The sequence below is a fragment of the Streptomyces sp. NPDC016562 genome, from assembly GCF_043076955.1.
In the GTDB taxonomy this organism is placed as follows: Bacteria; Actinomycetota; Actinomycetes; order Streptomycetales; family Streptomycetaceae; genus Streptomyces.
On the sequence record NZ_JBIBRZ010000009.1, the window covers coordinates 194762 to 218981 of the forward strand.

Here is a 24220-nt window from a genome sequence, read left to right on the forward strand (position 1 = left end):
CTCCTGTGAACCATGAGACCCGGCCCGCGACCGTGCGGATATTCATCGCCCTCGCCCCGCCCGACGACGCGAAGGACGAACTGGCACGGGAGCTGCGCCCCTCGTACGAGGACTACCCGCGCATGCGGTGGAACCGCATCGAGGACTGGCACATCACCCTGGCGTTCCTCGGGGAGCTCCCCGTGACGGCCATTGCCCTGCTGGAGCCGGGCCTCGCAGACCTCGCGGCAACTCACGAGCCGCTCCGGCTGGCCCTGCGCGGCGGCGGCCACTTCGACGAGCGCGTCCTGTGGAGCGGAATCGACGGAGACGTCCCCGGGCTGCACCGCCTCGCCACCCAGGTGCGTGAGCTGGTCAAGGAGTGCGGGATCGCTTTCCAGGACCGGCCGCTACGCCCCCACCTGACACTCGCCCGAGCCCGCCGCAACGACGTCACCTCCGCGGTCGAAGCCGCGACCCGGCTCACCGCGTTCTCCGGCCGCCCGTGGCACACCGAACGCCTCCACCTCGTCGCCAGCAACTTCGGCCGCGGTCCCGGCCCCATCCACTACCGCGACATCGGCGCCTGGCACTTCGGCAGCGGTAACTGACGACCCCGTGCGCTTGGCGGGACGGACCAGTCCGGCCTGCCGGTGCCCGCGGGTACGGTGTGAACATGGATGTTCTCGCAGCAAGTTCGACCGACGGCGCCATGTCGCTGCCGACCATCATCAAGAACACCGCGCGTCAACAGCTCATGGAGACAGGCGCCGTTGGGCTGTCTCTGGACTCCGTCGCGCATGCCTGTGGCCTTGCAGTGACCGAGGTGGAAGCCGTCTTCCCGCAGCGGGACGACCTGTTGACCGCCTTGGTCATCGACGCCTACAACGCGTCCGGCGCCGCGATGGAGCAGGCCGATCAGAGCGCCGACGACGCTCACGCGTCAGCGGGTGCGCGGCTGCTGGCCGTCATGCGCGCGTTGCGGGAGTGGTCCTTCGCGCACCCCGCCGAGTTCACCCTGATCTACGGCTCGCCCGTCCCGGGCTACCACGCCCCGCAGGACACGGTCCCACCCGCGTCACGCACCCCCGCGGTACTCGCCGGCATCGTGCGGGCAGCGCTCCTCAACGGCGAACTCCTCCCGCCCCGACGTACGCTGCCCGGACCACCCCTGCTCCTGCCTTCGGCGGTGGAGCTGTTCGGCGGCGTACCGGAAGCCCCGTACTCGGACGTCATCGAGCGCGGCATCGTCCTGTGGAGCAGCCTCATCGGACTCCTGGTATTCCAGGTCTTCAGCCGGACCCACGACAGCGTCAAGGACGAGGCCGCCTTCTTCGACTACGCGGTAGCCGTGGCGGCCGAGAGCATCGGCCTCGTGGTCCCCGTGCAATGCGATGTTCTGGATCTCTGATGCGCCCGGGGCGGCGTCGTGCAGCCCGGAGGTCGGGGGATGGATCTGGGAACGCAACCTGCGGTCGTTCCTGGAGTTGCTGTCGCACTACGTGGGTTACGGCTTCGATGCCACCGACTGGGAGACGGTGGCACTGGCGGTCGAGGGGACCGATGACGAGCGGCCCGACGGCTGGTACTCGTACCCCCTGGTCGGTGCGCAGCGACAGGTCGAGGTGCGGCTTGCCCGTGCGGTCGGCGGTGACGAGCTCATGGTGGCCGTGAAGGGAGACCTGACGCCCGAACTCAAGGTCCGGGCGGACACCCTGCTGGCCGCCTTCGCAGCTGCATGAGGTGTGAACGTCGCGCCGGTAATCAGGTGGTCTCCGTGGTGGGGCGACGGACGAAGTCCCGCGGGGCGGGTGCGTTCGCGGCCTCATACTCCGAGGCGATACCGAAGATGCTTTCACAACCGGGGCACTCCGCCCGGCCGAACAGATAGGTGAGGCCCCAGGCGAGCCTTGTCTGTGAGTCCCGTTCTGCCAACTCATGCAGCATCGTCCCTGCACCGGTCAGCCCGTCTGCCGTGGCCGGCCGCAGGGGGATCCGGTGGACGTCCCCCAGATCCCAGTCCCGGATCGAGGAGTAGCAGCCGTAGTCGCCGATCGCGATCGTCACGGCTGCGCGGCAGTGCGGGCAGGCGACGGTGTAGAAGGAGTCCGTGAAGTCGTCCAGAGTCTCGAACCACAGGGGCTGGAGATCGAAGGCGAGTATCGCCCGCAGCAAGCCAAGGTAGGTTCGCCTGTCCTGGCCGGGTGCCAGGCGCGCGGCGGCCAAGCCCCTCAGCCTAGCCAGGGTCGGCTTCTGGCGGGTGACCTCTTCGTCGGCGCCATGATGGTCTTGGAGCAGGCCGCCCGCGATGGCGCCGGCCAAATCGAGCGCCCAGTCTCCGAAGCCGGTGTCGTCGGCGATGTCCGCCAGCTGCGGTAGCGCGGCAATGCTCGCCGAGAAGATCGTCCCCTGATGGCACAAGCGGTCCCAAAGCCGGCTGATCGCGTCCTGATCACGATCCGCTGCCCGTTCCAGCAACCCGGGTATCGCAGCCGCCGTGCCGTAGGCATCGTGCAGAGTGGACCAGTCGACCATCCGGTGATTCAAGCATGCTGGTGGAGGGCCCATTGACAACCGGCTAGCTTGCGGAACGGCCATCGGGTGAAGAGCTTGCCGACGTGGAACGGGCGGGTGGTGGCCGTCTGGATGACGAGGTCCTCGTCGTCAAGCCTGAGCAGGCGGGACTCCCCCTCCCCATGAGGGTTAAGGCCTGCCAAGCCCGATCGCGTTGAAGCGGTGGATCACGGCGCGGGCGGTGTCCTCGTCTGCCTGGGCCAGGCGCGCGATGGCCGGGGCGCTGCTGCTGCGGCCAGCCGAGGCGAGCAGGATCATCGCCCGGCGAAACCGCACCGAGCGCGTAGTGCCCCTCTGTACGATGGGCTGGAGCTTCGGCCCTCCTGCTCGGTCAGTTGGCGGAGTCGGCACGACACAGCAGCGGATGGCAGGGGCCGTCCTTCCGGCAGGCGTGGGGATCCACCCGCCTGGTGAGGGGAGGTTGGCCCCTGTTATCGTGCGCCGATGTCAACGATCAAGCAGTTTCAAGTGACCTTCGACTGCGCGGAGCCTGCGCGCCTCGCCGCCTTCTGGTGCGAGGTGCTGGGGTACGTCGTACCCGCGGTCCCTGAGGGCTTTGCCACGTGGGAGGAGTACCACCGCACCCTGCCGCCCGAGGACGAGATCTACTTCGCGTGCGCGGATCCCTCGGGGGTGAGCCCGCGTCTGCTCTTCCAGCGCGTTCCCGAAGGCAAGGTCGTTAAGAACCGGGTGCATCTCGATGTGCGGGTCGGCGCGGGGCTCGTGGGTGACGAGCGCCTGGCCACACTCGAGGCCGAATGCGCACGGCTGATGGCGCTCGGCGCGAAACACGTGCTGACGCAGCGCGCCGATGGCGTCAACGAGTCGTGCATCACGATGCAGGACATCGAGGGCAACGAGTTCTGCCTCGACTGATTCTCCTCCGAGACTGCGACGCCGAGCATCGCGTGTCGGACCCGTCGCCCGTGCTCGCGCTTCCAGGCCGGCAACTCTTCGCGCGGGTGCGGCGGCGGAGCATGAGAAGGCCGGTGCCCGGGTAGCCCCCGTGCCGTCGGCTACCGACCCTCCTGCGCGAACGCGATGCGGCAGCGTTCTACCTGGTCGGCCACATGCTCCATGAACCAGCGCATGATCTCGTAGGGGATGACGTGCTCGTCATGGCTGTGGATGTGGACGGTCGGTTCCAGACCCGGATCCTCATCGGGGACGAACGCCACCAAGAAGGCGGCTCCTGGCAGGTGCCTCTCTGTGCTGGGGTGTTCGGCGCCCGCGGCTGGCGCCGGCACGGCCTCGCTCAGCTCCACGGCCCAGGCGTCGTCGGGCAAGGCGTAGTGGAACTGGACGGCGTAGTGACGTCCTGCATGTTCTCGCAGCTCGGCTGGCATGACGGCAGGCTGCCACACGCGCGAGGCCCGAGTCGCCGGGGCCCGACCAGATCAGGCCGCTCCGAGGGCCGGCGCCTTCCGCTCGCCGTCAGGAGGCGAGGTGGGCGCGGGCTACCCAGTGGTGGTCGTGGGAAGGGCAGAGGCGCTCGGGGGGAGCCGGCAGCCAGGTGCAGGCGCCTTCTGACAGCTGCCTCAAGGTGTAGGCCTCGGCCTGCCAGCCGCGCTGGCCGAGGAAGGTGCCGAAGTCCTCCAAGCCCAGCTGGAAGGCAGATCCTCGGGACTTCATGAACGCCAGGAACTTCTCATTGACCGGGTCACGGTAGAACTCGGCGTGCGGTGCGTCGATCAGCAGCACCGAACCACGGCTCGACAGCTTCGTGACGTTCGCGATCAGCCGGGTGAAGTGGTCGAGCTGTAGGTACGGAAGCAGGCCTTCGATGATCCAGACCGTGGGCTTGTCCGGTTCGTAGCCGGCGGCTTCCAGCTGGCGGGGCCACGTCTCGTCCCGAAGGTCCGCGCTGAGGGAGACGCGGCGGCAGGTGAGCTGGTCCTCGACGGACGCGAGAAGCTCCTCCTTCGCCTCCAGCTGGCCCGGCAGGTCGACTTCGAAGAACCGGGTGCTCTCGGGAAGAGGGAGGCGCCACGCGCGCGTGTCGCTTCCCGCCGCGAGGCAGACCACCTGCGTGATTCCCTCGGCGACCGCCTCAGTGAGTGCGAGGTCGCCGAAACGGCCTCGCACGATCACTGAGCCCACCGTACCGCCTGCGGCCAGCGCCTCTTCCGCCATCGTCTTCGACCGGGGTGTGCTCAGCAGCGTGGCATGACGGTCCACCAGGTACGGGTCCGGGAGATCGTTTTCCATGGCTCTGATGACGGCCGTGATGAAACTGGTCTCCTTGACGGCCTCGGACTTGTCATCCGGCCGGGCTGTGTCCGTCACTCTGTGCTCCTGGTGTTGCGCCGCCGCATGGCCGGCTGATGGTGGTGATCAACTGACAGACAGTGAGGGCCGTGCGTTGACCCAGTCCTGATCGAATTTCCCCGTCACGGCGTAGGTGCGGGAGATCTCCGCGAGTTCCTCTTCGCTGAAGACGTCCCTCACGTCTTCAAAACCGTGCGGGGCTCGTTCATGGGCCAGGGTGATGACTCTTTCCGGGCCCATGGAGCGGTTGCTCCTTTGCAGTTCCGTCATCTGCGGCCGGCGTTCGTCTTCGTACGCCCGCAACGCCTCACCGACGTCGGCGTCGGTGTCGGCGTCGCGGTGTGCGGCGAGGTGCCACGCCAGTACGCGCGCGTCGATGACCGCCTGCGTGGCCCCGTTCGATCCGGCGGGGTACATCGCGTGGGCGGCGTCGCCCAGCAGCGTCACGTTGCCGAACGTCCACCGCGGGAGGGGATCCCGGTCGATCATCGGATACCGCTGTACGCGCGGGGTGCTTTCCAGCAGGGCCGCGAGGTCGACTCCAGGAGGTGACCAGGTGCCGAATTGGCTGAGGACGCATGTCCGCCGTGCTGCGTCGTCCTCCGACGGGCGCTCGGCACCGTCGGCTCCGTCGGCGTGGACGTCCGGGAAGGCGGCCACCCAGTTGATGAGGGTCTGGCCCGTCGTTTCGTCCTTGTCGATCGGGTACAGGACGAGCCGCCGCCTGTCATCGCCCAGGACGGCCATGGAACGTCCCGTGAGGAAGCTGTCCCCCCAAGCGGTCCCCCGGTACAGGGTCATCCCGTTGGTCGGCGGGGGGCCCTCGTCGGGGTAGAAATGCGCTCGTACGGCCGAATGGATGCCGTCGGCGCCGATGAGCACATCGGCCTCGACGGTCCGCCGACGGCCGTCCCGGTCCTCGAAGATGCCGCAGGTCCGCCCGGGCTCATTGACCAGGGCAACCAGTCTGGCGTCGGTGACGATCGCGCTGTCGCCCAGCCGGCGGCGCACTTCCTTGGCCAGGACCAGGACGAGGTGGGAGCGGGAGATCGAGATCTGGGGCCATTTGTAGCCGGCCAGGAGTCCGCGGTCCTCCCGCCACACGAGATGTCCGTGCGGGTTGTACATCGCCAGTTCCTGCGTGCGGATCGCGCACTGCAGTAACTCGTCCAGCAATCCGAGCTCGGCGAGCTCGCGCACGGCGTTGGGCAGTATGTTCAGACCGAGCCCGAGCGAGCGGAGGTCGGAATCGGACTCGAAGACGGTGACGTCCTCATATCCTGCCGCGTGCAGACTGATCGCGGCGGCCAGTCCGGCTATCCCGGACCCGGCAACGATGATTTTCGTCGCCTTCACTTCACTCCCGTCCCGTAGGTCGCGGCGTAGGAATCACGGCGTAGGAATGCGCGGTGCGGCGGGCGCTCCGGGCGCGCCGATCATGGCTCCATTGTGCCGCGTGAGGGTGAGGATCTCTTCGAGGAGCTCCACGCTCCCTCCCCCACTGCCCAGTTCATAGAGCCCCACCTCGACGTGATAAGCACGCCGTGCCATCACCAGATGCTTACCGCGAAACGAAGTGAGCGATCTGAGGGCTTTCCGCAGGCCTCTCGCGCTGGACTGCACGCGCTCCACCTCGGGTGACGCAGAGGTATCGCCGAGGGCGTCGGTGACGCGGGAGGAGATGGACGGCATGTGCGCCCAGTCCGCATACCGTTCCTGCCAGCTGGGGAGGGTGTGCAGGGCGACTTCGTCGCAGAACTTCAAGTATTCGGGGCTCCCTCGGTCGGATGCCCAGAGGAGGATGTCTATGAGGAAGAGCGGGATGTGCGCGGCAGCAGGTCCCATGTACTTCTGGCCCGCTATGTGGACGTCCTCGAAGAACGGCCTGAGCACCTGGGCGAAGAATTCCGGGGTGACGTGTTCTATGACACTGACCATCGCCCTGTCGGCCGCCGATAGGTGCGCCGCGAGGCACTCCATCTTGTCCGCGTAGGCAGGACTGGCCGGATCGTCGCCTTGCAGCGTGCGGCCGACGTCGACGGCGTGGGCGAGGTCCGGCACGCACGCGCGCACCGCGCCGATGAGATTGCGCTCCATCTGCTGCCCGCTGTAGAGCCGCTCGCGCTCACCCACCGGATTCCAGCACGTGTAGTGATACACCGTGTCCCGCGGGATCATGTGCGTGCGCTGCCCGAGCAGCTGGAATGACTCGGTGGCGCTGGGGATGACGTCGAAGGCCGACACGCCGTGCCTTTTGAGACTTCCGAGGTACATGCCGAGGTCCCGCATCGCGGCGATGCACTCGGGGAGTGTGAAGTCGGCGATGCGCTCCCTGGAGGGAAGGGCCTCACCGAGGACGCGCGCCAGTGCGCCGACGTCCGCGGAGTCGTTCATTTTCGACAGAGTGCGGAGGTCTTCGTCCAGCTTGAGCGGGTCAAGCTGCCTGACCTTTTCGTTGACTTCCTCGGAAGTTACATCTATATCGGTCTTGCAGTGCATGTGAACCAACTCTTCCGGTGAGGCTTCATTTTCACTCCTGGTCCAGCGATTCGTACCGCTCGCCATCCAGCTTCGTCTCGATGGTCAGGCGGAGCCGGTGTGAGTACACGGTCGGGTGTCTTCGGCGAAATCCGCCCCTTCACCCCGCGGCGCAATACGGCCTGTAGATTGGTACGGCACGACCTGACTCCCCCGGCATGACCCCCGTCGACGGCCGCCTGACATCATCGATCCGCTGTGTTGCGAGTAACCACGAATAATCCGCCAGTTACCGCGGCCTCGGCCCCTGGAAGCAATTTCGACGTTAGCAGTCGAAGGTGACGTCAGACAGATTCACTCCGCATTCGTCCCCGTGCATTTTGCATATTGACAAATGCCATCCGGGCCTTTCCGGAGTACCTCAAGGGACTCATCGTCCGACTGCCGGAACTACCCTTTGCATGCAGGGGAGTACGAGGAGTAGTGGCGACTGGGCCCGGAATTCAGGTGTAATCGGGCCGGCTTGGAGCGCTCAGGAGCCCTGGTGGAGGGAGATCGTCCAGGTGTGGACGGTGTGCCGGTCCTGGCGGCGCGGATGGGGCGCACCGATCCGCGCGGTGAGGAGGTCCCCGTCGCGGTGCAGGGTCGCCGTGTACGCCCACGCCCGGTCGGGTTCGACGGTGAGGAGCTCGGCGAGGACGGTGGCATCGAGCCGGCGGTCGACGGCGCGCAGCACCCCGGCGTCGAGGACCAGGACGGTTCCGTCGTCGAGGACCACGGGCCGCGGGACCGAGCAGCCGGTGAGCCGGGGACCGCGTTCGATGACGCCGCCCGGCAGCAGACGCACCACCCTGCTCTCGGTCGGGAGGTTGCGGTCGGTCTCGACGACGCGGACGCCGCTGCCGATGACGTAGTGACCGTAGCTGCGCCACGAGTCGACGAGGGTGCCGTCGCGGTCGTACTGCCAGGTGTGGAAGACGTCGTAGCCCTCAAGGCCGAGCAGGAAACGGCCGCCGCTCAGCGCCGCGCCGCGCTCGCCGCGCAGTTCGGCGATGAGGGTGCCTTCGGCCAGGTCCACGAGCAGGGCCGGGCCGAGGTGGCCCCAGGCGGTGTACTCGGTGGAGTCCGTGGTGACGAGGACCCGACCGCCGGATATGTGGGCGGCGTTGGGGATGCCGGTACACCGCTGGGTCCACCGGGTGCGGCCGGCCGCGTCGACGCAGCTGATCTCCCCCTGCGTGCCGTGGATCCGCAGGTCGTCGCGCCACGCGAGGGGTTGCCCTTCGGTGCGGTCCGGCTCCCGCGGCGGGTCGCCGGCCTTCCGTCGGTGCCGTACGACGGTGGCACGCCAGGGGGTCGGCGTCGCCCCCGCGGTGGGACCGGCTTCCTCGGGCCTCTGCATGGCCGCGATGCTAACCGGTGGGCGGGGGCAGCCGGCCCCCGGGCCCGGACCGGGGTCAGGGGGCGCCGCCGCTCGCCGAGGGAGGGCTCGACGGTGGGCGGTAGTCGAGCATCGCGGTGCGCACCTGGTCGAGGTAGGGCCGGATGCGTTCGAGCTCCGCGCCCTGCTTCTGCACCCTCCAGGTGGCGATCCGGTAGGCGGCGGCGAGGTTGAGCGCGGGATCGCCGGGGACGCCCTCCAGTTCGGGGGCGATGGCGCAGAGCATCCTGCCCAGCGCCGGGATCGAGTCCTCGGGGGTGAGCGGGGGCTGCGGCACGGCGTGCTGCCGGTCGGGAGGCAGGTAGTACCGCAAGACGCGCGGGGTCCAACGGGCGATGCCGTATTCGTCCTTGGCCGGATCGCTGAGCCCGGGATCGAACCCGCTCTCGGTCTTGAGGATGGCCGCCACCAGCGCCGGGGTGACCTGCGGAACGCCGCACGTCCGGCCCGCCTCGACGATCAGGCTCCGGTAGCGCGGTGGGATGTCGGCGTCCGTACGCAACCACGCGGCGTCCTCGGGAGGCCGGGGGCTCGTCGGCGGCGCCGCCCCGTGCTGCGATCGGCCCTGGGCGGCTACGGGGGTGTGCCGCGGGCCCGCATCGCCGGAGACGGCCACGCCCAGCGCCAGCAGGGCGGCCACGGCGATGCTCAGAGCGGCCGGTCGCCTCATCGGCGCTGCCCCGTGGGGCCTGGACGGGCGTCCTCGGCGTGGCGGTCCGACCCGGGTCGCCGACGCCGCGCTCAGCCGGGCCGGGTCCGCGGGCGGTGCCGGAGGCGAAGCAGGGTCCGTCCGCGGGGCGGTGATGAGCTCGTGGGTCCGGATGCGGCGCTGTTCCCACTCCTGCGGGTCCCCGCCGCACGCGCTGACGAACGCCGCCAGCACCGCGGCGCTGGGCAGCCGGTTGCCGGACGCTGCGTCGGCCAGGGTGGAGGCGGAGTAGTGGGCGCGGGTGGCGAGTTCACGGTACGGCGGGCTTCCCGCCCGCCGTCGTAGTTCGCGCAGGTCATGGGCGAAGCGGGCCAGGGGGCCCTGCCCGGGATCGAGCGGCTGTTCCTGGCGTCCCATGTCGTGGTCCTCCTTCTCCGCGAGGGCGGGGCGGGCAGGCTGCGATGTCCGGCGATTGTCCGGGAACTGTCCGACGAGGTCACCGGGCCGGGACAGGGAGGCCCGACTCCGGTTTGAATGAAGCCGGTTCACGGCGTACGAGAGGCGGGGGAGCGCCACGTGACCTCGTACTCCGGGCCCCTTCCTGCCGGAGGGCCACGGGGAGACCCGCGCCCTCCGGTGGGGAGGCACCGGTGGGCCGCAGGGAGCACGGCGGCGAGGTCCATGGCCATATCCAACCCGCCCGCAGGCGCGGCGACTTCGCTTTCCGCACCGCCGGACCTGTGGGTAACTTCACAGGTCCGCAGGTCAGGGTGGCTTGAGGGTCCCTTGCCAAGTGACCGGACGGGGCTCTTCCATCGCGTCGCCGCGTTCGCCCCCATCCCCGATCCCCACCCCACTCCCCCATCACCACCCACTGGAGGAATGACCGATGTCCCAGCCTTCACGTTCCGGCGACGACTCCGCCGCCGTCACCCGCAGGACGGTCCTGCGGGCCGGAGCCGGCGTCGCCCTCGCGGCGGGCACGGGCCTGGCGGCCGGCGCGACGCCCGCCGCCGCGGCACCCACCGTCCAGCGGGGTACGCCCCTGTGCGAGCAGCCCGGTGACTCGGCGAACGCGCAGGGCCTGGGCTCGGGTGACCTCGCCATCCCCTACCGTCGCGAGCACGACAACTCCTGGGGCTACGTCTTCGGGGACTCCTGGGCCGGTCCCGGCCTGAGCGGCACCTACCTCGGCTCGCCGGTCATGCTCAACCAGGCCTCCTTCGACGCCTCGGGCGCGACCCCGATCTCCTTCACCTGGGCGCAGCCGAGGGGCGGGGCCGCCTGGCAGATGTTCGACTACCGGCACGAGCAGGACAACGGCCACGGCTGGGAGGTCAGCCGGATCCCGAACGACTGCATCGAGTTCGGCGGCCGCACCTACATCCAGTACACGTCGGTGGCCGTGTGGAACCCGCCCGCCGGTTACGACGGCTCGCTGATGTCGGGGGTGGCGTACTCCGACGACCACGGCGTCTCCTGGCACGACTACCCCTACCACTGGGCCGGCGACACGCAGGGCGTCAACCAGTCCATGTACGGGATGTGGTCCTTCGCGGGCATCGACCCCGACGGCTGGCTGTACATCTTCTCCAAGCGGTGGAACGGCAGCCACCGCAACACCGCCGACGGCGGCGCCATCCAGCTGTTCCGCATCTGGCCGGACGATTTCCGCGCGGGGAACTTCGGCGCCCAGCAGAACTGGGCCTTCGCGGACAACCGCTGGCAGTGGACGAGGGACGTCCAGCCCACGCCGATCCTGACCGGGAACAACATCGGGGAGTTCTCGGTGAAGCGGATCGGCGGCACGTACTGCATGAGCTACTTCGACGTGGCCGACTACTCGATCTGCACCCGGACCGCGCCCCGGCCGGATGCCGTGTGGACCGCGCCCAAGCCGCAGATCGTCGGGAACAGCGCATGGCCGCCCCAGCACTGGGGCAAGCCGGAGCTGCCCTTCCTCTACGGCGGATACATCCATCCGGGCAGCGCCGGCCCGTCGTCCCTGACGTTGATCGTGTCGCAGTGGAACGGTCAGGTCGGGCAGTCGCCGTACCGGGTGCTGCAGTACGACGCCATCGCCCCGTGAGCGATCGTCGCCCGGCCGCATGTGGCCGCTCCTCCGCACGCCGGGGAGCGGCCACTGCTCCGTCGGGTCTGTCAAGGTACGAATAACCGGGGCTACGGCCTCCGGCCTTGTCCGGGCACGGTGAGATTCCAGCCGTGCCGACCGCGTGGCGCTCGTCCCATCGCGCCGCTCCGGTCGCTGCCACCCAGGGCACCAGGACAAGGAAGACCCTCATGACCGACATCGCGATCACCGGACTCGGGTGCCGCTTCCCCGGCGCCCCCGACCTCCCCGCGTACTGGAAGCTCCTGATGAGCGGGGAACGGCAGTTCTCCGCGGTCCCGGCGGAGCGCTGGAACCACGAGGCCTTCCACGAACCCGCCGGGCGGACGACCCCGAACACCGCGTACACCGACCAGGTCGCCTTCCTGAAGCACGTGGACCGCTTCGACGCCCTGCACTACGGGGTGCCGCCGGCACGCGCCCGGGCGATGGACCCGCAGCACCGGCTGATGCTGGACGTCTCCCGTGAAGCGCTCGACGACGCGGGGCTGGGCCGGGGGGACTTCGACCGGGAGAACACCGGAGTGTTCTTCGGCGTGTCGGTGTCCGATTACAAGGACCTGGTGACGGCCCCCCTCCGGGCCATCAGCCTGGCCGGCGAGGCAGACCCGGCGGAGGCAGTGGATGCAGCGGATACGGCTGATGCGGCGGGCCGCCCCGGTGGGCAGCGCGCCGTCCGGGAGGAGTCAGGGCGGCTCGGCTCCGTCGACGCCTTCACCCTGCCGGGGAGCCTGCTCAACATGGCGGCCGGCACCGTCAGCCGGCAGTTCGGCCTCGGCGGCCCCAGCTTCGCCGTCGACGCGGCCTGTTCCGGCTCCCTGGTGGCCCTCGACCAGGCGATTGCGCAGCTGCGCCAGGGCACCTGCCGGATCGCCCTCGTCGGCGGGGTCTACCTCAACCTCACCCCCGACAGTCTGGTCGGATTCTCCAGGCTCCGGGCGCTGTCCGCCAGCGGGGTCTGCCGCCCGTTCGAGGAGGCTGCCGACGGGTTCGTCCTCGGCGAGGGCGCCGGTGTCGTCGTGATACGGCCGCTGGCCGACGCGCTGGCCGACGGCGACCGCGTCTACGCGGTGATCAAGGGCATCGGCTCCGCCAACGACGGCGCGTCACCGGGCCCCCTGCTCCCCACCGTCGAAGGCCAGCTGCGCGCCATGCGCCGTGCCTACGAGGACGCAGGCGTGGCCCCCTCCTCCGTGGGCTTCCTGGAGGCCCACGGCACGGCCACGGGAGCCGGCGACCGAGCGGAGATCGAGGCGCTGCGCCGACTGCGCACCGAGTTCCCCGACGACGACACCAGCCTGTGCTACCTCGGCGCGGGCAAGGCCCTCATCGGGCACGCGCTGTCCGCTGCGGGCATCGCGGGGCTGATCAAGACGGCCCTGGTCGTCCACCACCGCACGATCGTGCCGCAGCCGCAGACCGCCGCCCATCCGGACCTGGGCATCTCCGCCGCCGGCCTGCGCTTCTCCCCCACGGCGCGGCCCTGGCCGGGCGCGGGCGCTCCGCGCCGTGCGGCCGTCAGCTCCTTCGGTTTCGGCGGCACGAACGTCCACGTGGTACTGGAGGAGCGACCGGTTGCGGCCGCCCGTCCCGCCCCGGTGGGCGCCGCGACCGCCGGGCCGCAGCTGGTGCTGCTCTCGGCCGGCAACCTCCAGCTGCTGGAGCAGCACGCCAGCGCCGTGCTCGACCTGCTCGACGGCCTCGACCCGGCGGACCGGCCGCCGGTCACGGCCCTGGCCCACACCCTGGGCGCACGCGCACCGATGAAGGCGCGGCTCGCGATCGTCGCCGCCGACACGGAGGAGTTCACCGAGCGGCTGCGCCGGGCGCGCCGCCGGCTCGCCGAGGGGGCCACGGGCGACCTCGGCGACGGCGCCTACGCCGCCGCAGCTCCCCTGCCGGCCGGGCAGCGCCGCATCGCCTTCCTCTTCCCCGGGCAGGGCAGCCAGCAGCCGGGCATGATGCAGGACCTGTACGAGAGGTTCCCCGGCTTCCGGACGACCGTCGACACCCTGAGCGCCGTGGCCGGGCAGGACACCGGCCTCGACCTCAGCGGCCTGCTGTACCGCGAGGCGGCCACGCCGCACCGGGACCCCGAGGAGCTCAGGCGGCGGATCGCCGCCACCGAGGTGTGCCAGCCCCTGCTCGGTACCGTCCAGACGGCCGCGACCCGGCTGCTGGCCGACTGCGGTATCGAGCCTGACCTCGCCCTCGGCCACAGCGTCGGGGAGTTCGCCGCGGCCGCGGCGGCGGGAGCCCTCACCGACGAGGACACCGTTCGGCTGCTGGCCCGCCGCGGCGCGGCCCTCCGGCAGGCCGGGGCCGGTCTCGGGGGCGGTCTCGGGGCCGGTCCCGGGGCCGGTCTGGGGGGCGGGATGCTCGCCGTGCAGAGCGACAAGGAGACCTGCCGCCGACTGATCGACGGCATCGACGACGTGTGGCTGGCCTGCTTCAACCAGCCGCGGCAGGTCGTGGTCAGCGGCACGGCGCACGGGCTCGCGGCCACGCGGCGGGCCTGCGCGGAGGCCGGGATCGTCACGGTGGCGCTGGAGGTGTCCCACGCCTTCCATTCGCCGCTGGTGGCCTCGGCCGAGGAGACCATGCGCGCGGACCTCGCGGACCGCCGCATCAGCCGTCCCGCCCTGCCGTTCGTCTCGTCGGTCAGCGGCGAGGTCTGCACCGATCCCGACCGCCTGCGCGACCTGTGGGCGCGGCACGCGTCCGCGCCGGTCCACTTCGGGGACGCCGTACGCACCGCCTACGGCGAGGGTGCGCGGGTCTTCCTCCAGGTGACGGGCGGGAGCTCGCTCCTCAGCTCGGTCCGCCGCAACCTCACCGGCCACGGCGACGTGCACGTCATCCCCGCGGCAGGGGAGGCGCCGGACAGCGGCAGCGCCTTCGTACGGGCCCTCGCCCGGCTGGCGGTGCTGGGCGCGCCGGTCGACCCGCGCGCGCTGGTTCCCGTAGCGGAACGGCGTCTGTTGGACCTGCCGGTGGCGAGGCTCGAAACCCAGTCGTACTGGGTGCAGGGCCCGCGCCCGGCGCGGAAGGCGGCCTCCGCCGGTTCCCTCCCGCCGCGGCCCCTTCAGCTCGTACAGCCCGCACAACCGCCCGTACAGCCCGTACAGCCCGTACAGACCCAGGAGATCTCGATGCACGACCCCGTGAACGACCGCATGAACGAACTGCTCCAGCTGGTCCAGCAGCAGGTCAGCCTGCTCACCCGCCTCGGGGAGGCGCTCAGCGAGCAGCGCCCCGCCGAGGTCGCCGCACCGGCGCCTGCCGCAGCCGCGCCCCCGGCGCCGGCCCCGCCCCCGCCCGCTCCCCGCCGCTCCGTGGCCGCCAGGGAGCCCTCGCTAATCGGGAACCTGGACGAGGTCAAGGAGGCCGTACTGGCACACGTGGCCCGGATCAGCGCGTTTCCGGTGAGTCATCTGCGCGACGACCAGCTGCTCATCGACGACCTCGGCTTCGACTCGCTGATGCTCACCGACCTGTTCACGTCCCTCAAGCGGCAGTGGCCGCGGTGGATGTTCGACGAGACGATCGCGGACCGGCCGACCGTCGGGAGGATCGCCGCACTGATCGCGAACGGCTCCGCGGACGGCTCGGCGGACGCCGTACCGGCAGCCGTCCCCGGGCCCCGCCCGGTCCCCAGCGACGCGTCCCCGGCGGCGCCTCCCATACAGTCCGCACCGCCCGCAGCGCCCGCCGACCCCACCCCCGCCCCCACCCCGCAGTCCGAGGAGCACACGCGGATCGAGCGCTTCCCCGAGGTCACCGCCCACGCTGAGCGCGTCGGCACGATCGCCCGGCTGGGTCTGTCCAATCCGTACTTCCTCGTCCACGAGGGCGGCATGACCGACACGACTGTCGTCGACGGCCGCGAACTCCTCTCGTTCTCCAGCTACAACTACCTCGGCATGGCGACGCACCCCCGGGTGCGCGAAGCGGCCAAGGAGGCCATCGAACGCTGTGGCACCTCGGTGTCCGCCAGCCGGCTGCTGTCCGGCAGCCGTCCCCTGCACGTGGAACTGGAGACGGAACTCGCCGGACTGCTCGGATGCGAGGCCGCGATCACCCTGGCCAACGGGCACGCCACCAACGTCACCGTGATCGGGCACCTCGTCGGACCCGAGGACCTCGTGATCCACGACTCCCTCGCCCACGACAGCATCCTGCAGGGGTGCAAGCTCTCCGGCGCGACCCGGCGGCCGTTCCCCCACAACGACGCCGCCGCCCTCGACGCCATCCTCACGCAGGTCCGCCACCAGTACCGGCGGGTGCTCGTCGTCATCGAAGGCGTGTACAGCATGGACGGCGACATCGCCGACCTGCCCGCCCTCGTCGAGGTCAAGCGCCGGCACGGCGCGCTGTTGATGATCGACGAGGCGCACAGCATCGGAACGACCGGCGCGACCGGACGCGGCGTGGGCGAGCACTTCGGCGTCGACCGCTCGGACGTCGACCTGTGGTCGGGCACCCTGTCGAAGGCGCTCGCGAGCTGCGGCGGCTACGTCGCCGGGAGCCGCTCGGTCGTCGAGTACCTGCGCTACACCGTGCCGGGCTTCGTCTACAGCGCCGGCATGACCCCGGCGGACACCGCCGCGTCGCTGACCGCCCTGCGCGTGCTGCGCGCCGAGCCGCAGCGCGTGGCCCGTCTCGCGCAGAACGCCGCCCTGTTCGTCCGCCTCGCGAACGAAGCGGGTATCGACACCGGGGACAGTCACGACACGCCGGTCGTCCCGTGCATCGTCGGGGACTCGATGAAGACGCTGCGGCTCGCGGAGGCCCTCTTCCGGGAGGGCATCAGCGTCAACCCCATCCTCTATCCGGCGGTACCCGAGGAGCTGGCCCGGCTGCGGTTCTTCCTCACCTGCGACCACACGCCCGAACAGATCCGTCAGGCGGTGACCACGCTGGGGCGCGAGCTGCGGCGCCTGGACCCCACCGTCCTCGCCGCCGCCTGACCGGCGATCGCCATGCACACCTACTTCCCGTCGATCTTCCCGTCCATCGCGCCGGGCGTCGTACAGCGGTGGGGCGCAGCCGCCCTCCTCGTGGCCCGGCGCCCCGGCCTGCGTGAGGTACCGGCTCTCTCACCGGCCGAGGAGTGCGTGGTACGGGCGCTGCCGGCCTGGCGGCAATCCGAGTGGCTGGCGGGCCGGCTGCTCGCCAAGCGCCTGGTCGGCGAGGTCCTCGCCGCGCCGGAGAGCGCTGTGGAGATCCTTCCGCGCGACGACGGCAGCCCCTACGCCGTCGTCGGCGGCAGCCCGGCGCCCTCGGTCCACGTCTCCCTCAGCCACACCGCCGGTCACGTCGCCGCCGCCGTCGCCCCGCAACCGGTGGGCGTGGACCTGTGCCCGACCGCCTCGGCGGACGCGGTACGCCGTGTCGCGGACCATGCCCTCTCCCCCGCGGAGCTCTCCCTCATCGGGACGGACCGGCCGGAGGCCATGGCCGGTGCCTGGGCGTTGAAGGAAGCGGCGGCGAAGGCCGACCGGAGCGGGATCTTCGGCGCGGCTCCGCGTCGCATCGCGATCCTCGGCCTGCGGCCACCCGTGCTGAGCGGGCCGCGCCGCGCGATGGTGTGGCAGGAGGAGGATGCGGTCCTCGCCCTCGTCCTCGCGCGGGCGTGACACCAGCCCCGTCCGTGCCCCCCGTCCGTGAGAGCACTGCGTTGGTGCTCATTGCCCTGCCGGATCATGCTTGTCAGTGGAGCCCCCGGCCGTGCAGGTCGCCGTAGGAACGGCGGCAGAGGAACTAGCGAGGGTGAGATGAGCGGCGATGGAGCAACTTCCCACCTCTCCTGGTGAGCGGCCGGAGGACACGAACCCCGTGCACGGGGCGGCTCACGACGAGCGGGCGTCCACGGCCACGGCCGCCACGGCCACCGCGACCGCCACCGCCACCGTCAGCGATGAGGGGATCGTGACCGAGTGGAGCGAGGACGCCCGCCGACTCCTCGGCTACGCGGCCTCCGAGGTCGTGGGGTCCCCCGCTTCCCGCCTGCTCGCGGACGGCGGCAGCGAGACGGTGCGGCGGATCCCGGCGCCCGGCCAGGAGCGGTGGAACGGCACCGTGGCGCTGCGCCACCGCGACGGCCGACGGCTGGAGGTGCCGCTGCTCGCACACCGCTGGACGTCCACCAGTGGTATCGCCCAGTGGTTGGTGGTGTCCGCCGTGGCGGGCGAGCCCGGCACGTCCTGGGCCGAACCGCTGCAGGAGTGGACCTTCGCCCAGTCCCCCTGCCTGCTGGCGGTCTTCGACGCCGACCTGCGGCTCGTGCGGGCGAACACCGGCATGGAGAAGATGCTCGCCCTCACGGAGGCCGAGATGCGGGGACTGCGGCTGCCGGACATCGCGCCGGATCCCGTGAGCGACGCGACCGAGCGGAGCATGCGCCGGGTACTGGAGACCGGCGAACCGCAGCAGGTGGACGCCTTCGTCCCCTCCCGGGGCGCGGGCGCGGGCGCGGAGCAGGGCTGGTCGACCTCGCTCGCTCCCTTGCGGGACCCCGAGGGCCGGGTGCGCGCCGTGTACTTGGCCGCGCACGGCAGGACGGCGCCGCCGGTGGCCCCGCAGGAGATGCTGCTGCCGAACCTCGCCGGCGCCCCCGTGGGCACGACCTCGGACACCACCCGCACCGCGGAACAACTGGCCGCAGCCGCCGTCCCCGGGCTCGCCGACTTCGCGGTCATCGACCTGCTGGAGCCGCTCCCGCGCGAAGACGAGGCGTCCCTCAGCCCGGCCGCCGGGCCGGTCACCGTGTGCCGCACCGCCGTACGGTCGGCCATGGAGGAAACCCCGCAGTCGCCTGTCGGGGTCGGGGAGACGACCCTCTATCCGCCGCAGTCCCCTCCCGTCGCATGTCTGGCGGCGGGCCGCGGCGCGGTGTTCGCGACCACCGACCCGGCCATCGCCCGGTGGGCGGGCCAGGACCCCGGGGCCGCCTGGATCAACGAGTACGGGACCCACTCGGTGATGCTGGTGCCGCTGCGGGCCGCCGGTACCACGGTCGGCCTGGCCGTCTTCAGCCGCCAGCAGCACCGGGAGCCCTTCCGGCCGGAGGACCTGCGGCTGGCCGAGGAACTGGCGAGCAGGGCGGCCCTCAGCGTCCACAAGGCGAGCCGGCCCTCCAGGGAGCACACCAGCACCATGACGCTGCAGCGCAGCCTGCTGCCGCACACGCTGCCGAACCAGTCGGCGCTGGACATCGCCACCCGCTACCTGCCCGCCGGTACCGAGGCCGGGGTGGGCGGCGACTGGTTCGACGTGATCCCGCTGTCCGGCGCCCGGGTGGCCCTGGTCGTCGGCGATGTCGTCGGCCACGGCATCCGTGCCTCCGCCACCATGGGCCGGCTGCGCACCGCCGTACGGACGCTGGCCGACGTCGACCTGCCACCCGACGAGCTGCTCACCCATCTCGACGACCTCATCATCCACCTGTCCGCCGACGAGGCCGACCGGGAGTCCGCAGGGGAATCCGCCGGAGGCATCGGCACCACGTGTCTGTACGTGGTCTACGACCCGGTCACCAGCCGCTGCACCGTCGCCCGGGCCGGGCACCCCCCGCCCGCCGTGGTCTCCCCCGAGGGCTCCGTGTACCTCCTCGACGTCCCCGCGGGGCCGCCGCTGGGCCTGGGAGGCCTGCCCTTCGAGACGATCGAGGTCGAGCTACCCGAGGGCAGCATCCTCGCCCTGTACACGGACGGTCTGCTGCAAGCCCGCGACCACGACATCGACGAGGCCCTGGACAGCATGTTCGCGGCCCTCGCCCGTCCGGCCGCGACGCTGGAGACGGTCTGCGACCGCGTACTGACCACCATGCTGAGCCACCGTCCCGATGACGATGTCGCCCTGCTCGTCGCCCGGACCAGGGCCCTGCACGCCGACAAGGTCGTCATCTGGGACCTGTCGTCCGATCCTTCCGTCGTCGGCGACGCCCGTCGTCAGGCCACCGAGCAGCTGACGGCCTGGGGGCTCGACGAGGCCGCCTTCGTCACCGAGCTCGTGGTGAGCGAGCTGGTCACCAATGCCATCCGCTACGGCCAGCCGCCCATCCAGCTGCGGCTCATCCACGAGGACTCCACGCTGATCTGCGAGGTCTCGGACGCGAGCAACACCGCCCCGCACATGCGGCGGGCGCGGACCTTCGACGAGGGCGGGCGGGGTCTGATGCTGGTCGCCCAGCTCGCCCAGCGCTGGGGCACGCGGCACGCCCCCATCGGCAAGACCATCTGGGCGGAGCAGTCCCTCGTCGGATTCTGAGGGCGGCGGGCGGTCCCTGTGACACGCCTGTGACAGTCGGCGGACACGGTCATGAAGTCGGAGCGACAGGCTCTTCAACAAGGACATACAGCCACATTCAGCGATATGTCCCCTGCTTCCGAGGGCGTGAGCACTGATGACCGAACCGATTCGTCGGAGGAAATCCCATGAGCCTCACACTCATCGCGCCGCACACCGAAGCCCCTGCACCCGCGACCGCATCCGCGACCGCGACCGCACCTGCGCTGGCCCCGCGTGAGCAGGAGGCACTGCGACACATCGCCGCCGGGTGCACCTACCTGCAGGCGGCCCGCAACATGGGGCTCTCCAAGCACACGGTCGACGCCTACCTGCGCCGCATCCGGGCCAAGCTGGGCATCCACAGCACGGCGGAACTGACCCGGCTGGCCATCTCCCTGGGCCTCTGACCGAACGACCGGCGCCACAACGACCCGGGCCCGCCCGGCGGGCTACTGAGCGCGGGGATCCACCGAGAAGGTGGATCCCCGCGCTTCGTCGTGTCCACGCGAACTCGCCCACTCGCGCAGACGCTCGTGCGTACGGGGGCCAGTAGGTACGGGTGCCAGTAGGCACGGGGGGCCAGTACGTACGGGCGGCCGGGCAGCCGAGAGGCCGGCGGCGAGATCGCCGCCGGCCTTGGGCCGGGAGGTGGAGCCGGGGGCGGGTCAGCCGTCGCCGCCGTTGCCGCCGCGGCCGCCCTGGCCGCTGGTCTGGCAGCCGACGCCTATGCAGATCCCGCCGTCGCCGCCCGCACCGCCGTTGCCACCGTCGCCGCCGGGCAGCGCGTTGCCGCCGTTGCCGCCATTGCCGCCGTTCGCGCTGCCGCTGCACACGCCCGCGCAGATCCCGCCCTTGCCACCGTTCGTACCGTTGCCTCCCGGCTGGCCGGTGGTGCCGTTGCCGCCGTTGGCGCTGCCGTTGCACAGCCCCGCGCAGATCCCGCCCTTGCCACCGTTCGTCCCGTTGACCGACCCGTTGCAGTTGCCCGCACAGACCCCGTCTCCGACGCGGACACTGCCGTTGCCCACCTTGACCCCGCCGAGCGCCGTGCCGCTGCCGAAGCGGCTTCCGCCGGGCCGGATGTCACCGCTGCCGAACCCGGAGCCGAACTGCTGGCCGGCGGGGGCCGCGGTCACGTGGCTCGGCTGCGCCGGCGCGGCCGTCGCGGCGGGCACCATCGCACCGGCACCGATCAGAGTCGTCGAGAGGACGAGACCTGCACGGAACTTCCAAGAGCGCATACGCATGAGAATTCTCCCTTGCCGAGAATGTCTGCCAAGAATGTCTGTTCGGGGTGTCGGTCAAAGCGGTGCAGAATGCGGGAACTGATACGGAGGGGCGACACGGGGCGGAATTCCGGTGAGGGGAAGAACAGCGTGCCCCGGCCCTCCGAAGGCCGGGGCACCACCTTTCCTTGCCCCTTTCCGTCCCACCCGGCCTGGCGCCCTCCGGCCTCAGGTGGAGGCGAGGCTGCTTCCCATCAGGGCGAACCAGTCACCCTGCACGTACTGCCGCTTCCAGGTGTCGAGCTCCTCGTTCGAGATCTTGTACTTCTTGGCGATCTTCTCCTTCGTCGCGTCCGAGTCGTCGGTCAGCAGGGTGATCACGATGCGCACCTTGTCCACCATCGAAAGCTCCGACTTGGGCTTGTCGGGCAGGTCCTCGAACCGGAGGCAACCCGCGCGGCCGGGCTTGCCGGGCTCGCCCGGCTGACCGGGCTGGCCGCCCTTGCCGCCTTCTCCGCCCTTGCCGCCTTCACCGCCCGCGCCTCCGCCGGGGATGCAGTGCGAGGGCTGGTCGGCCACGGCCGAGGAGCTGACGCCGACCGGAGCGTGTGACTGCGACGCTTGCGCGGCGCACGCCGTGCCCGTGACGAGAGCCAGTGAGGCGGCCGCCAGGACGATCGGACGCTGCCAGGTAGTCGTGAACATGGGGGGTTCTCCGTATCCGTATGCCAAGGACTGTGGGGGTGGGGTGGTTCGGGGAGGGTGGTTCGGGAGTTTGGTGGGGCTGGGGGGTGAGGGGGGTGGAGGCCGGGGAGGCCTCCACCCCGTCGGTCGGTCGGTCCGGGGATCAGAAGATGCTGCCGCCTCCGGCACCACCCGCGCCGCCGGTGCCTCCGAAGAGCCCGCCGAAGCCGCCCAGGCCGCCCTTGCCGCCGTTGCCGCCCTGGAAGACGCCGAAGCCGCCGTTGCCGCCCTTACCGCCGTTGCCGCCCTTCAGGACGCCGTCACCGCCGCCGCCGCCGTTGCCGGCGTTGCCGCCGAAGAGGCCGGAGCCACCGTTGCCGCCCTTGCCGCCGTCGCCGCCGATCACGCCTTCACCGCCGCCGCCGCCACCGCCGCCGCCGCCTCCGACGAGGACGCCGTTCCCGCCGGCACCACCGTTACCGCCCTTACCACCAGTGCCCAGGACGCTGCCGCCACCGGAGCCGCCGGAGCCACCACCGCCGCCGATGAGCCCGCCACCGCCGGCGCCACCGTCGCCTCCGGCGCCGCCGGCGGCCGGGAGAGCGGTAGCCACGTGAGCGGGCATCGGAGCCGCACTGGCCATGGAGGCCGGGAGGACGACCCCTCCTGCGATCACTGCGGCCGAGGCGGCCAGCGTCGCGAATCGGAAGCCCCGACGGTGCGGACGGACGACGTTGTTGGTGCGAATCTTGCGGTTCATGACTTTCTCCTGCCGATTGGGATGAATTATTGAGTGCCCGGGAATTCGGGACGGTGCGGTAATGCCGGTGAGAGGAAGAACCCCTTGGAGGGATGTTCTGTCTCTCTCCTGCCGCCTCGTTTCGTTTCCGGTGAGGCCCGCATCACCAGTAAGCCGGACCGGCACACCAGGGTCACGTTCCGGAAAGTCGGGACTTGACAGCCCCGTCAACGCCGGATAAAAGGCCCGGCTCCTCATGGGACCGGGCCCCACCGCTGCGGCGGTGGGGCCCGGCGCACGGGCTGGGGGCGCCCTGCTTCACCGGCGAAAGGCGGCGCGGTGTTCGTGGAGGAAGGCGTCCAGGGTGCGGGGCGGGCGGCCCAGGACGTCGGTGACGGTGCTGGTGGGGGTGTCGGGCCGGGTGAAGGCCAGGCGCTGGATCTCCGTCACGTGGTCGGCGAGCCAGGGGGGCATGTGGGCCTTGCCGATGAGGTGGGCCCGCAGGTCGTCCGGGGCGAGGTCGACGTACCGTACCTGATGGCCGGTCAGAGTCGTGAGCCGTGCGGCGAGTTCGGGGTAGGAGACGGCTTCGGGGCCGGTCAGGGCGTAGGTGCCGCCGGCCAGGCCGGGCCCGGTGAGGGCGGCCGCGGCGACGTCGCCGATGTCGCGGCAGTCGATGTAGGTGCAGGCCGCGTCGCCCATGGTGCCGAGAATGACACCCTGCGCGACGGTGGGGGCCAGGCGCAGGAGGTTCTGCATGAAGGCGTAGGGGCGCAGGATCGTGTGGGTGAGTCCGCTGGCGCGCAGGTGCTCCTCGACGGCGTGGTGTCCGCGGGAGACCGCGACCGGGGAGTCGGGTTCGGCGGCGGGCGCGGAGATCTTGACGAGGTGCCGGATGCCGGCCTGGGCGGCGATGTCGATGACACGGGTTTCGAGCTCGACCTGGGCCGGACCGTTGGCCATGGCGAGGAAGAGCTGGTCGGCGCCCTTGAAGGCCGAGCGCAGGGAGTGGGGGTCGGTGGCGTCCGCGTACTGGACCTCGACGGCCGGTGGCTGCGCTCCGGTGAGGCCGGGGATCGGCCTGTGCGGGGTGCGCGTCAGGGCGCGTACGGGTGTGCCGCGCGTGAGGAGGCTGCGGAGCAGGGCGTTCCCGGTCGCTCCGGAGGCTCCCATGACGACGATCATCGTGTGCTCATTCCTTGGTGGTCGGCTGACGGGGGCGTGAGGGTGCCGCGCCAGCGCAGGGTGACGATGGTGGTGGCGAGGGCCGCGGAGACGGGCAGGTCGATACGCAGCCGCTCCAGCCACGGGGTGGCGGGGATCGGGGTGTGGGCGGGGAGCCACCCGGCGGTGAACCATCCCAGCAGGGCCGCCGCGCCGGCGGTGGCGATGACGAGCCCGACGGCCAGGGCGGCGAGCGGCGCGGTGGTGGTCCACCGCCGGGGCCGGCCGCCGCGCTGGAGCCAGACTCCGACCAGGAGGGCCACCACGGCGGAGGTGCCGGCGATGGAGGTGCAGGCTGCCACGGTGAGGTCCTGCTGCCCGGTGACGACTCCCGCGGCGCCGGCCGTGAGCGCGGGGGCGGCGTAGGCGGTCAGCACCTCCCGCCACAGGATGAACGGCCGGGCCGGCCGGGAGACTGCATGGTTGCGTCTGGTTCTGTGCTCGGTGACTGGCACGCTGACCTCTTCCCATTTGATTAGGGGCCTAACTATCACCCCGAAAAAAGGGCCCTGCCCAAGGGGCGGGGCCAAGCCGA

General features: G+C 71.1%; 22 protein-coding genes. 9 read left to right on the forward strand and 13 right to left on the reverse strand.

Translation table 11 applies throughout. The features are described from left to right. Positions 1–5 precede the first annotated feature (5 nt). From thpR to ACF059_RS29770, 3 genes are all read left to right on the forward strand, one after another. On the forward strand, positions 6–590 hold the full coding sequence (gene thpR, locus ACF059_RS29760; RefSeq protein ID WP_392063040.1) for an RNA 2',3'-cyclic phosphodiesterase: 585 nt from the start codon (positions 6–8) through the stop codon (positions 588–590). Positions 591–655: 65 nt separating this feature from the next. After that, positions 656–1390 (forward strand): TetR-like C-terminal domain-containing protein, encoded by a 735-nt coding sequence (locus tag ACF059_RS29765; protein ID WP_392063043.1) that lies wholly within the window; start codon positions 656–658, stop codon positions 1388–1390. Next, positions 1374–1721 carry a hypothetical protein gene (locus ACF059_RS29770; RefSeq protein WP_392063046.1) on the forward strand — a complete coding sequence of 116 codons (348 nt, stop codon included), beginning with the start codon at positions 1374–1376 and terminating at the stop codon, positions 1719–1721. Before ACF059_RS29765 ends, ACF059_RS29770 begins: the two co-directional genes overlap by 17 nt. A 22-nt stretch (positions 1722–1743) precedes the next feature. Here the strand turns inward: ACF059_RS29770 and ACF059_RS29775 are convergent, their stop codons facing one another. Both ACF059_RS29775 and ACF059_RS29780 read right to left on the reverse strand, forming a co-directional pair. Further along, a complete protein-coding gene (locus ACF059_RS29775) occupies positions 1744–2514 on the reverse strand; it encodes a hypothetical protein (RefSeq protein WP_392063049.1) in 771 nt (256 codons plus the stop codon). A 168-nt stretch (positions 2515–2682) separates the two neighbouring features. Beyond that, positions 2683–2829, reverse strand: coding sequence for a helix-turn-helix domain-containing protein (locus tag ACF059_RS29780; RefSeq protein ID WP_392063052.1), 147 nt, complete (start codon positions 2827–2829; stop codon positions 2683–2685). Between the two features lie 168 nt (positions 2830–2997). Between ACF059_RS29780 and ACF059_RS29785 the strand changes: the two genes are divergently transcribed. Continuing rightward, a complete protein-coding gene (locus ACF059_RS29785) occupies positions 2998–3429 on the forward strand; it encodes a VOC family protein (protein WP_392063055.1) in 432 nt (143 codons plus the stop codon). A gap of 140 nt (positions 3430–3569) precedes the next feature. Here the strand turns inward: ACF059_RS29785 and ACF059_RS29790 are convergent, their stop codons facing one another. From ACF059_RS29790 to ACF059_RS29815, 6 genes are all read right to left on the reverse strand, one after another. Continuing rightward, entirely contained in the window at positions 3570–3899 is a 330-nt protein-coding gene (locus tag ACF059_RS29790) for a hypothetical protein (RefSeq protein ID WP_392063058.1), read from the reverse strand. 88 nt (positions 3900–3987) lie between these two features. Further along, positions 3988–4839, reverse strand: a complete 852-nt coding sequence (locus ACF059_RS29795; protein ID WP_392063061.1) for a class I SAM-dependent methyltransferase — start codon at positions 4837–4839, stop codon at positions 3988–3990. Positions 4840–4887: 48 nt separating this feature from the next. Then, a complete protein-coding gene (locus tag ACF059_RS29800) occupies positions 4888–6177 on the reverse strand; it encodes a flavin-dependent oxidoreductase (RefSeq protein ID WP_392063063.1) in 1290 nt (429 codons plus the stop codon). Between the two features lie 33 nt (positions 6178–6210). Further along, entirely contained in the window at positions 6211–7320 is a 1110-nt protein-coding gene (locus ACF059_RS29805; protein ID WP_392063066.1) for a monodechloroaminopyrrolnitrin synthase PrnB family protein, read from the reverse strand. A 511-nt stretch (positions 7321–7831) separates the two neighbouring features. Next, entirely contained in the window at positions 7832–8701 is an 870-nt protein-coding gene (locus tag ACF059_RS29810; RefSeq protein WP_392063069.1) for a hypothetical protein, read from the reverse strand. Between the two features lie 55 nt (positions 8702–8756). Continuing rightward, positions 8757–9806, reverse strand: coding sequence for a helix-turn-helix domain-containing protein (locus ACF059_RS29815; RefSeq protein WP_392063072.1), 1050 nt, complete (start codon positions 9804–9806; stop codon positions 8757–8759). 472 nt (positions 9807–10278) lie between these two features. Between ACF059_RS29815 and ACF059_RS29820 the strand changes: the two genes are divergently transcribed. From ACF059_RS29820 to ACF059_RS29840, 5 genes are all read left to right on the forward strand, one after another. Then, on the forward strand, positions 10279–11478 hold the full coding sequence (locus ACF059_RS29820; RefSeq protein WP_392063075.1) for a DUF4185 domain-containing protein: 1200 nt from the start codon (positions 10279–10281) through the stop codon (positions 11476–11478). A 212-nt stretch (positions 11479–11690) separates the two neighbouring features. Next, entirely contained in the window at positions 11691–16490 is a 4800-nt protein-coding gene (locus ACF059_RS29825; protein ID WP_392063078.1) for an aminotransferase class I/II-fold pyridoxal phosphate-dependent enzyme, read from the forward strand. 12 nt (positions 16491–16502) lie between these two features. Then, positions 16503–17159: a 4'-phosphopantetheinyl transferase family protein gene (locus ACF059_RS29830; protein WP_392063081.1), complete on the forward strand. Its 657-nt coding sequence runs from the start codon at positions 16503–16505 to the stop codon at positions 17157–17159. 148 nt (positions 17160–17307) lie between these two features. Next, positions 17308–19791, forward strand: a complete 2484-nt coding sequence (locus ACF059_RS29835; RefSeq protein ID WP_392063084.1) for a SpoIIE family protein phosphatase — start codon at positions 17308–17310, stop codon at positions 19789–19791. Between the two features lie 167 nt (positions 19792–19958). Then, on the forward strand, positions 19959–20219 hold the full coding sequence (locus ACF059_RS29840; RefSeq protein WP_392063087.1) for a response regulator transcription factor: 261 nt from the start codon (positions 19959–19961) through the stop codon (positions 20217–20219). 258 nt (positions 20220–20477) lie between these two features. Here the strand turns inward: ACF059_RS29840 and ACF059_RS29845 are convergent, their stop codons facing one another. From ACF059_RS29845 to ACF059_RS29865, 5 genes are all read right to left on the reverse strand, one after another. After that, on the reverse strand, positions 20478–21059 hold the full coding sequence (locus ACF059_RS29845) for a hypothetical protein (RefSeq protein ID WP_392063090.1): 582 nt from the start codon (positions 21057–21059) through the stop codon (positions 20478–20480). Between the two features lie 207 nt (positions 21060–21266). Continuing rightward, complete coding sequence (locus ACF059_RS29850; protein ID WP_392063093.1) at positions 21267–21743, reverse strand: hypothetical protein; 477 nt, start codon at positions 21741–21743, stop codon at positions 21267–21269. A gap of 142 nt (positions 21744–21885) precedes the next feature. After that, positions 21886–22482 (reverse strand): hypothetical protein, encoded by a 597-nt coding sequence (locus ACF059_RS29855; protein ID WP_392063096.1) that lies wholly within the window; start codon positions 22480–22482, stop codon positions 21886–21888. A gap of 297 nt (positions 22483–22779) precedes the next feature. Next, positions 22780–23646, reverse strand: a complete 867-nt coding sequence (locus ACF059_RS29860) for an SDR family oxidoreductase (RefSeq protein ID WP_392063099.1) — start codon at positions 23644–23646, stop codon at positions 22780–22782. Further along, a complete protein-coding gene (locus tag ACF059_RS29865) occupies positions 23643–24062 on the reverse strand; it encodes a hypothetical protein (protein ID WP_392063102.1) in 420 nt (139 codons plus the stop codon). Before ACF059_RS29865 ends, ACF059_RS29860 begins: the two co-directional genes overlap by 4 nt. Positions 24063–24220: the final 158 nt, after the last annotated feature.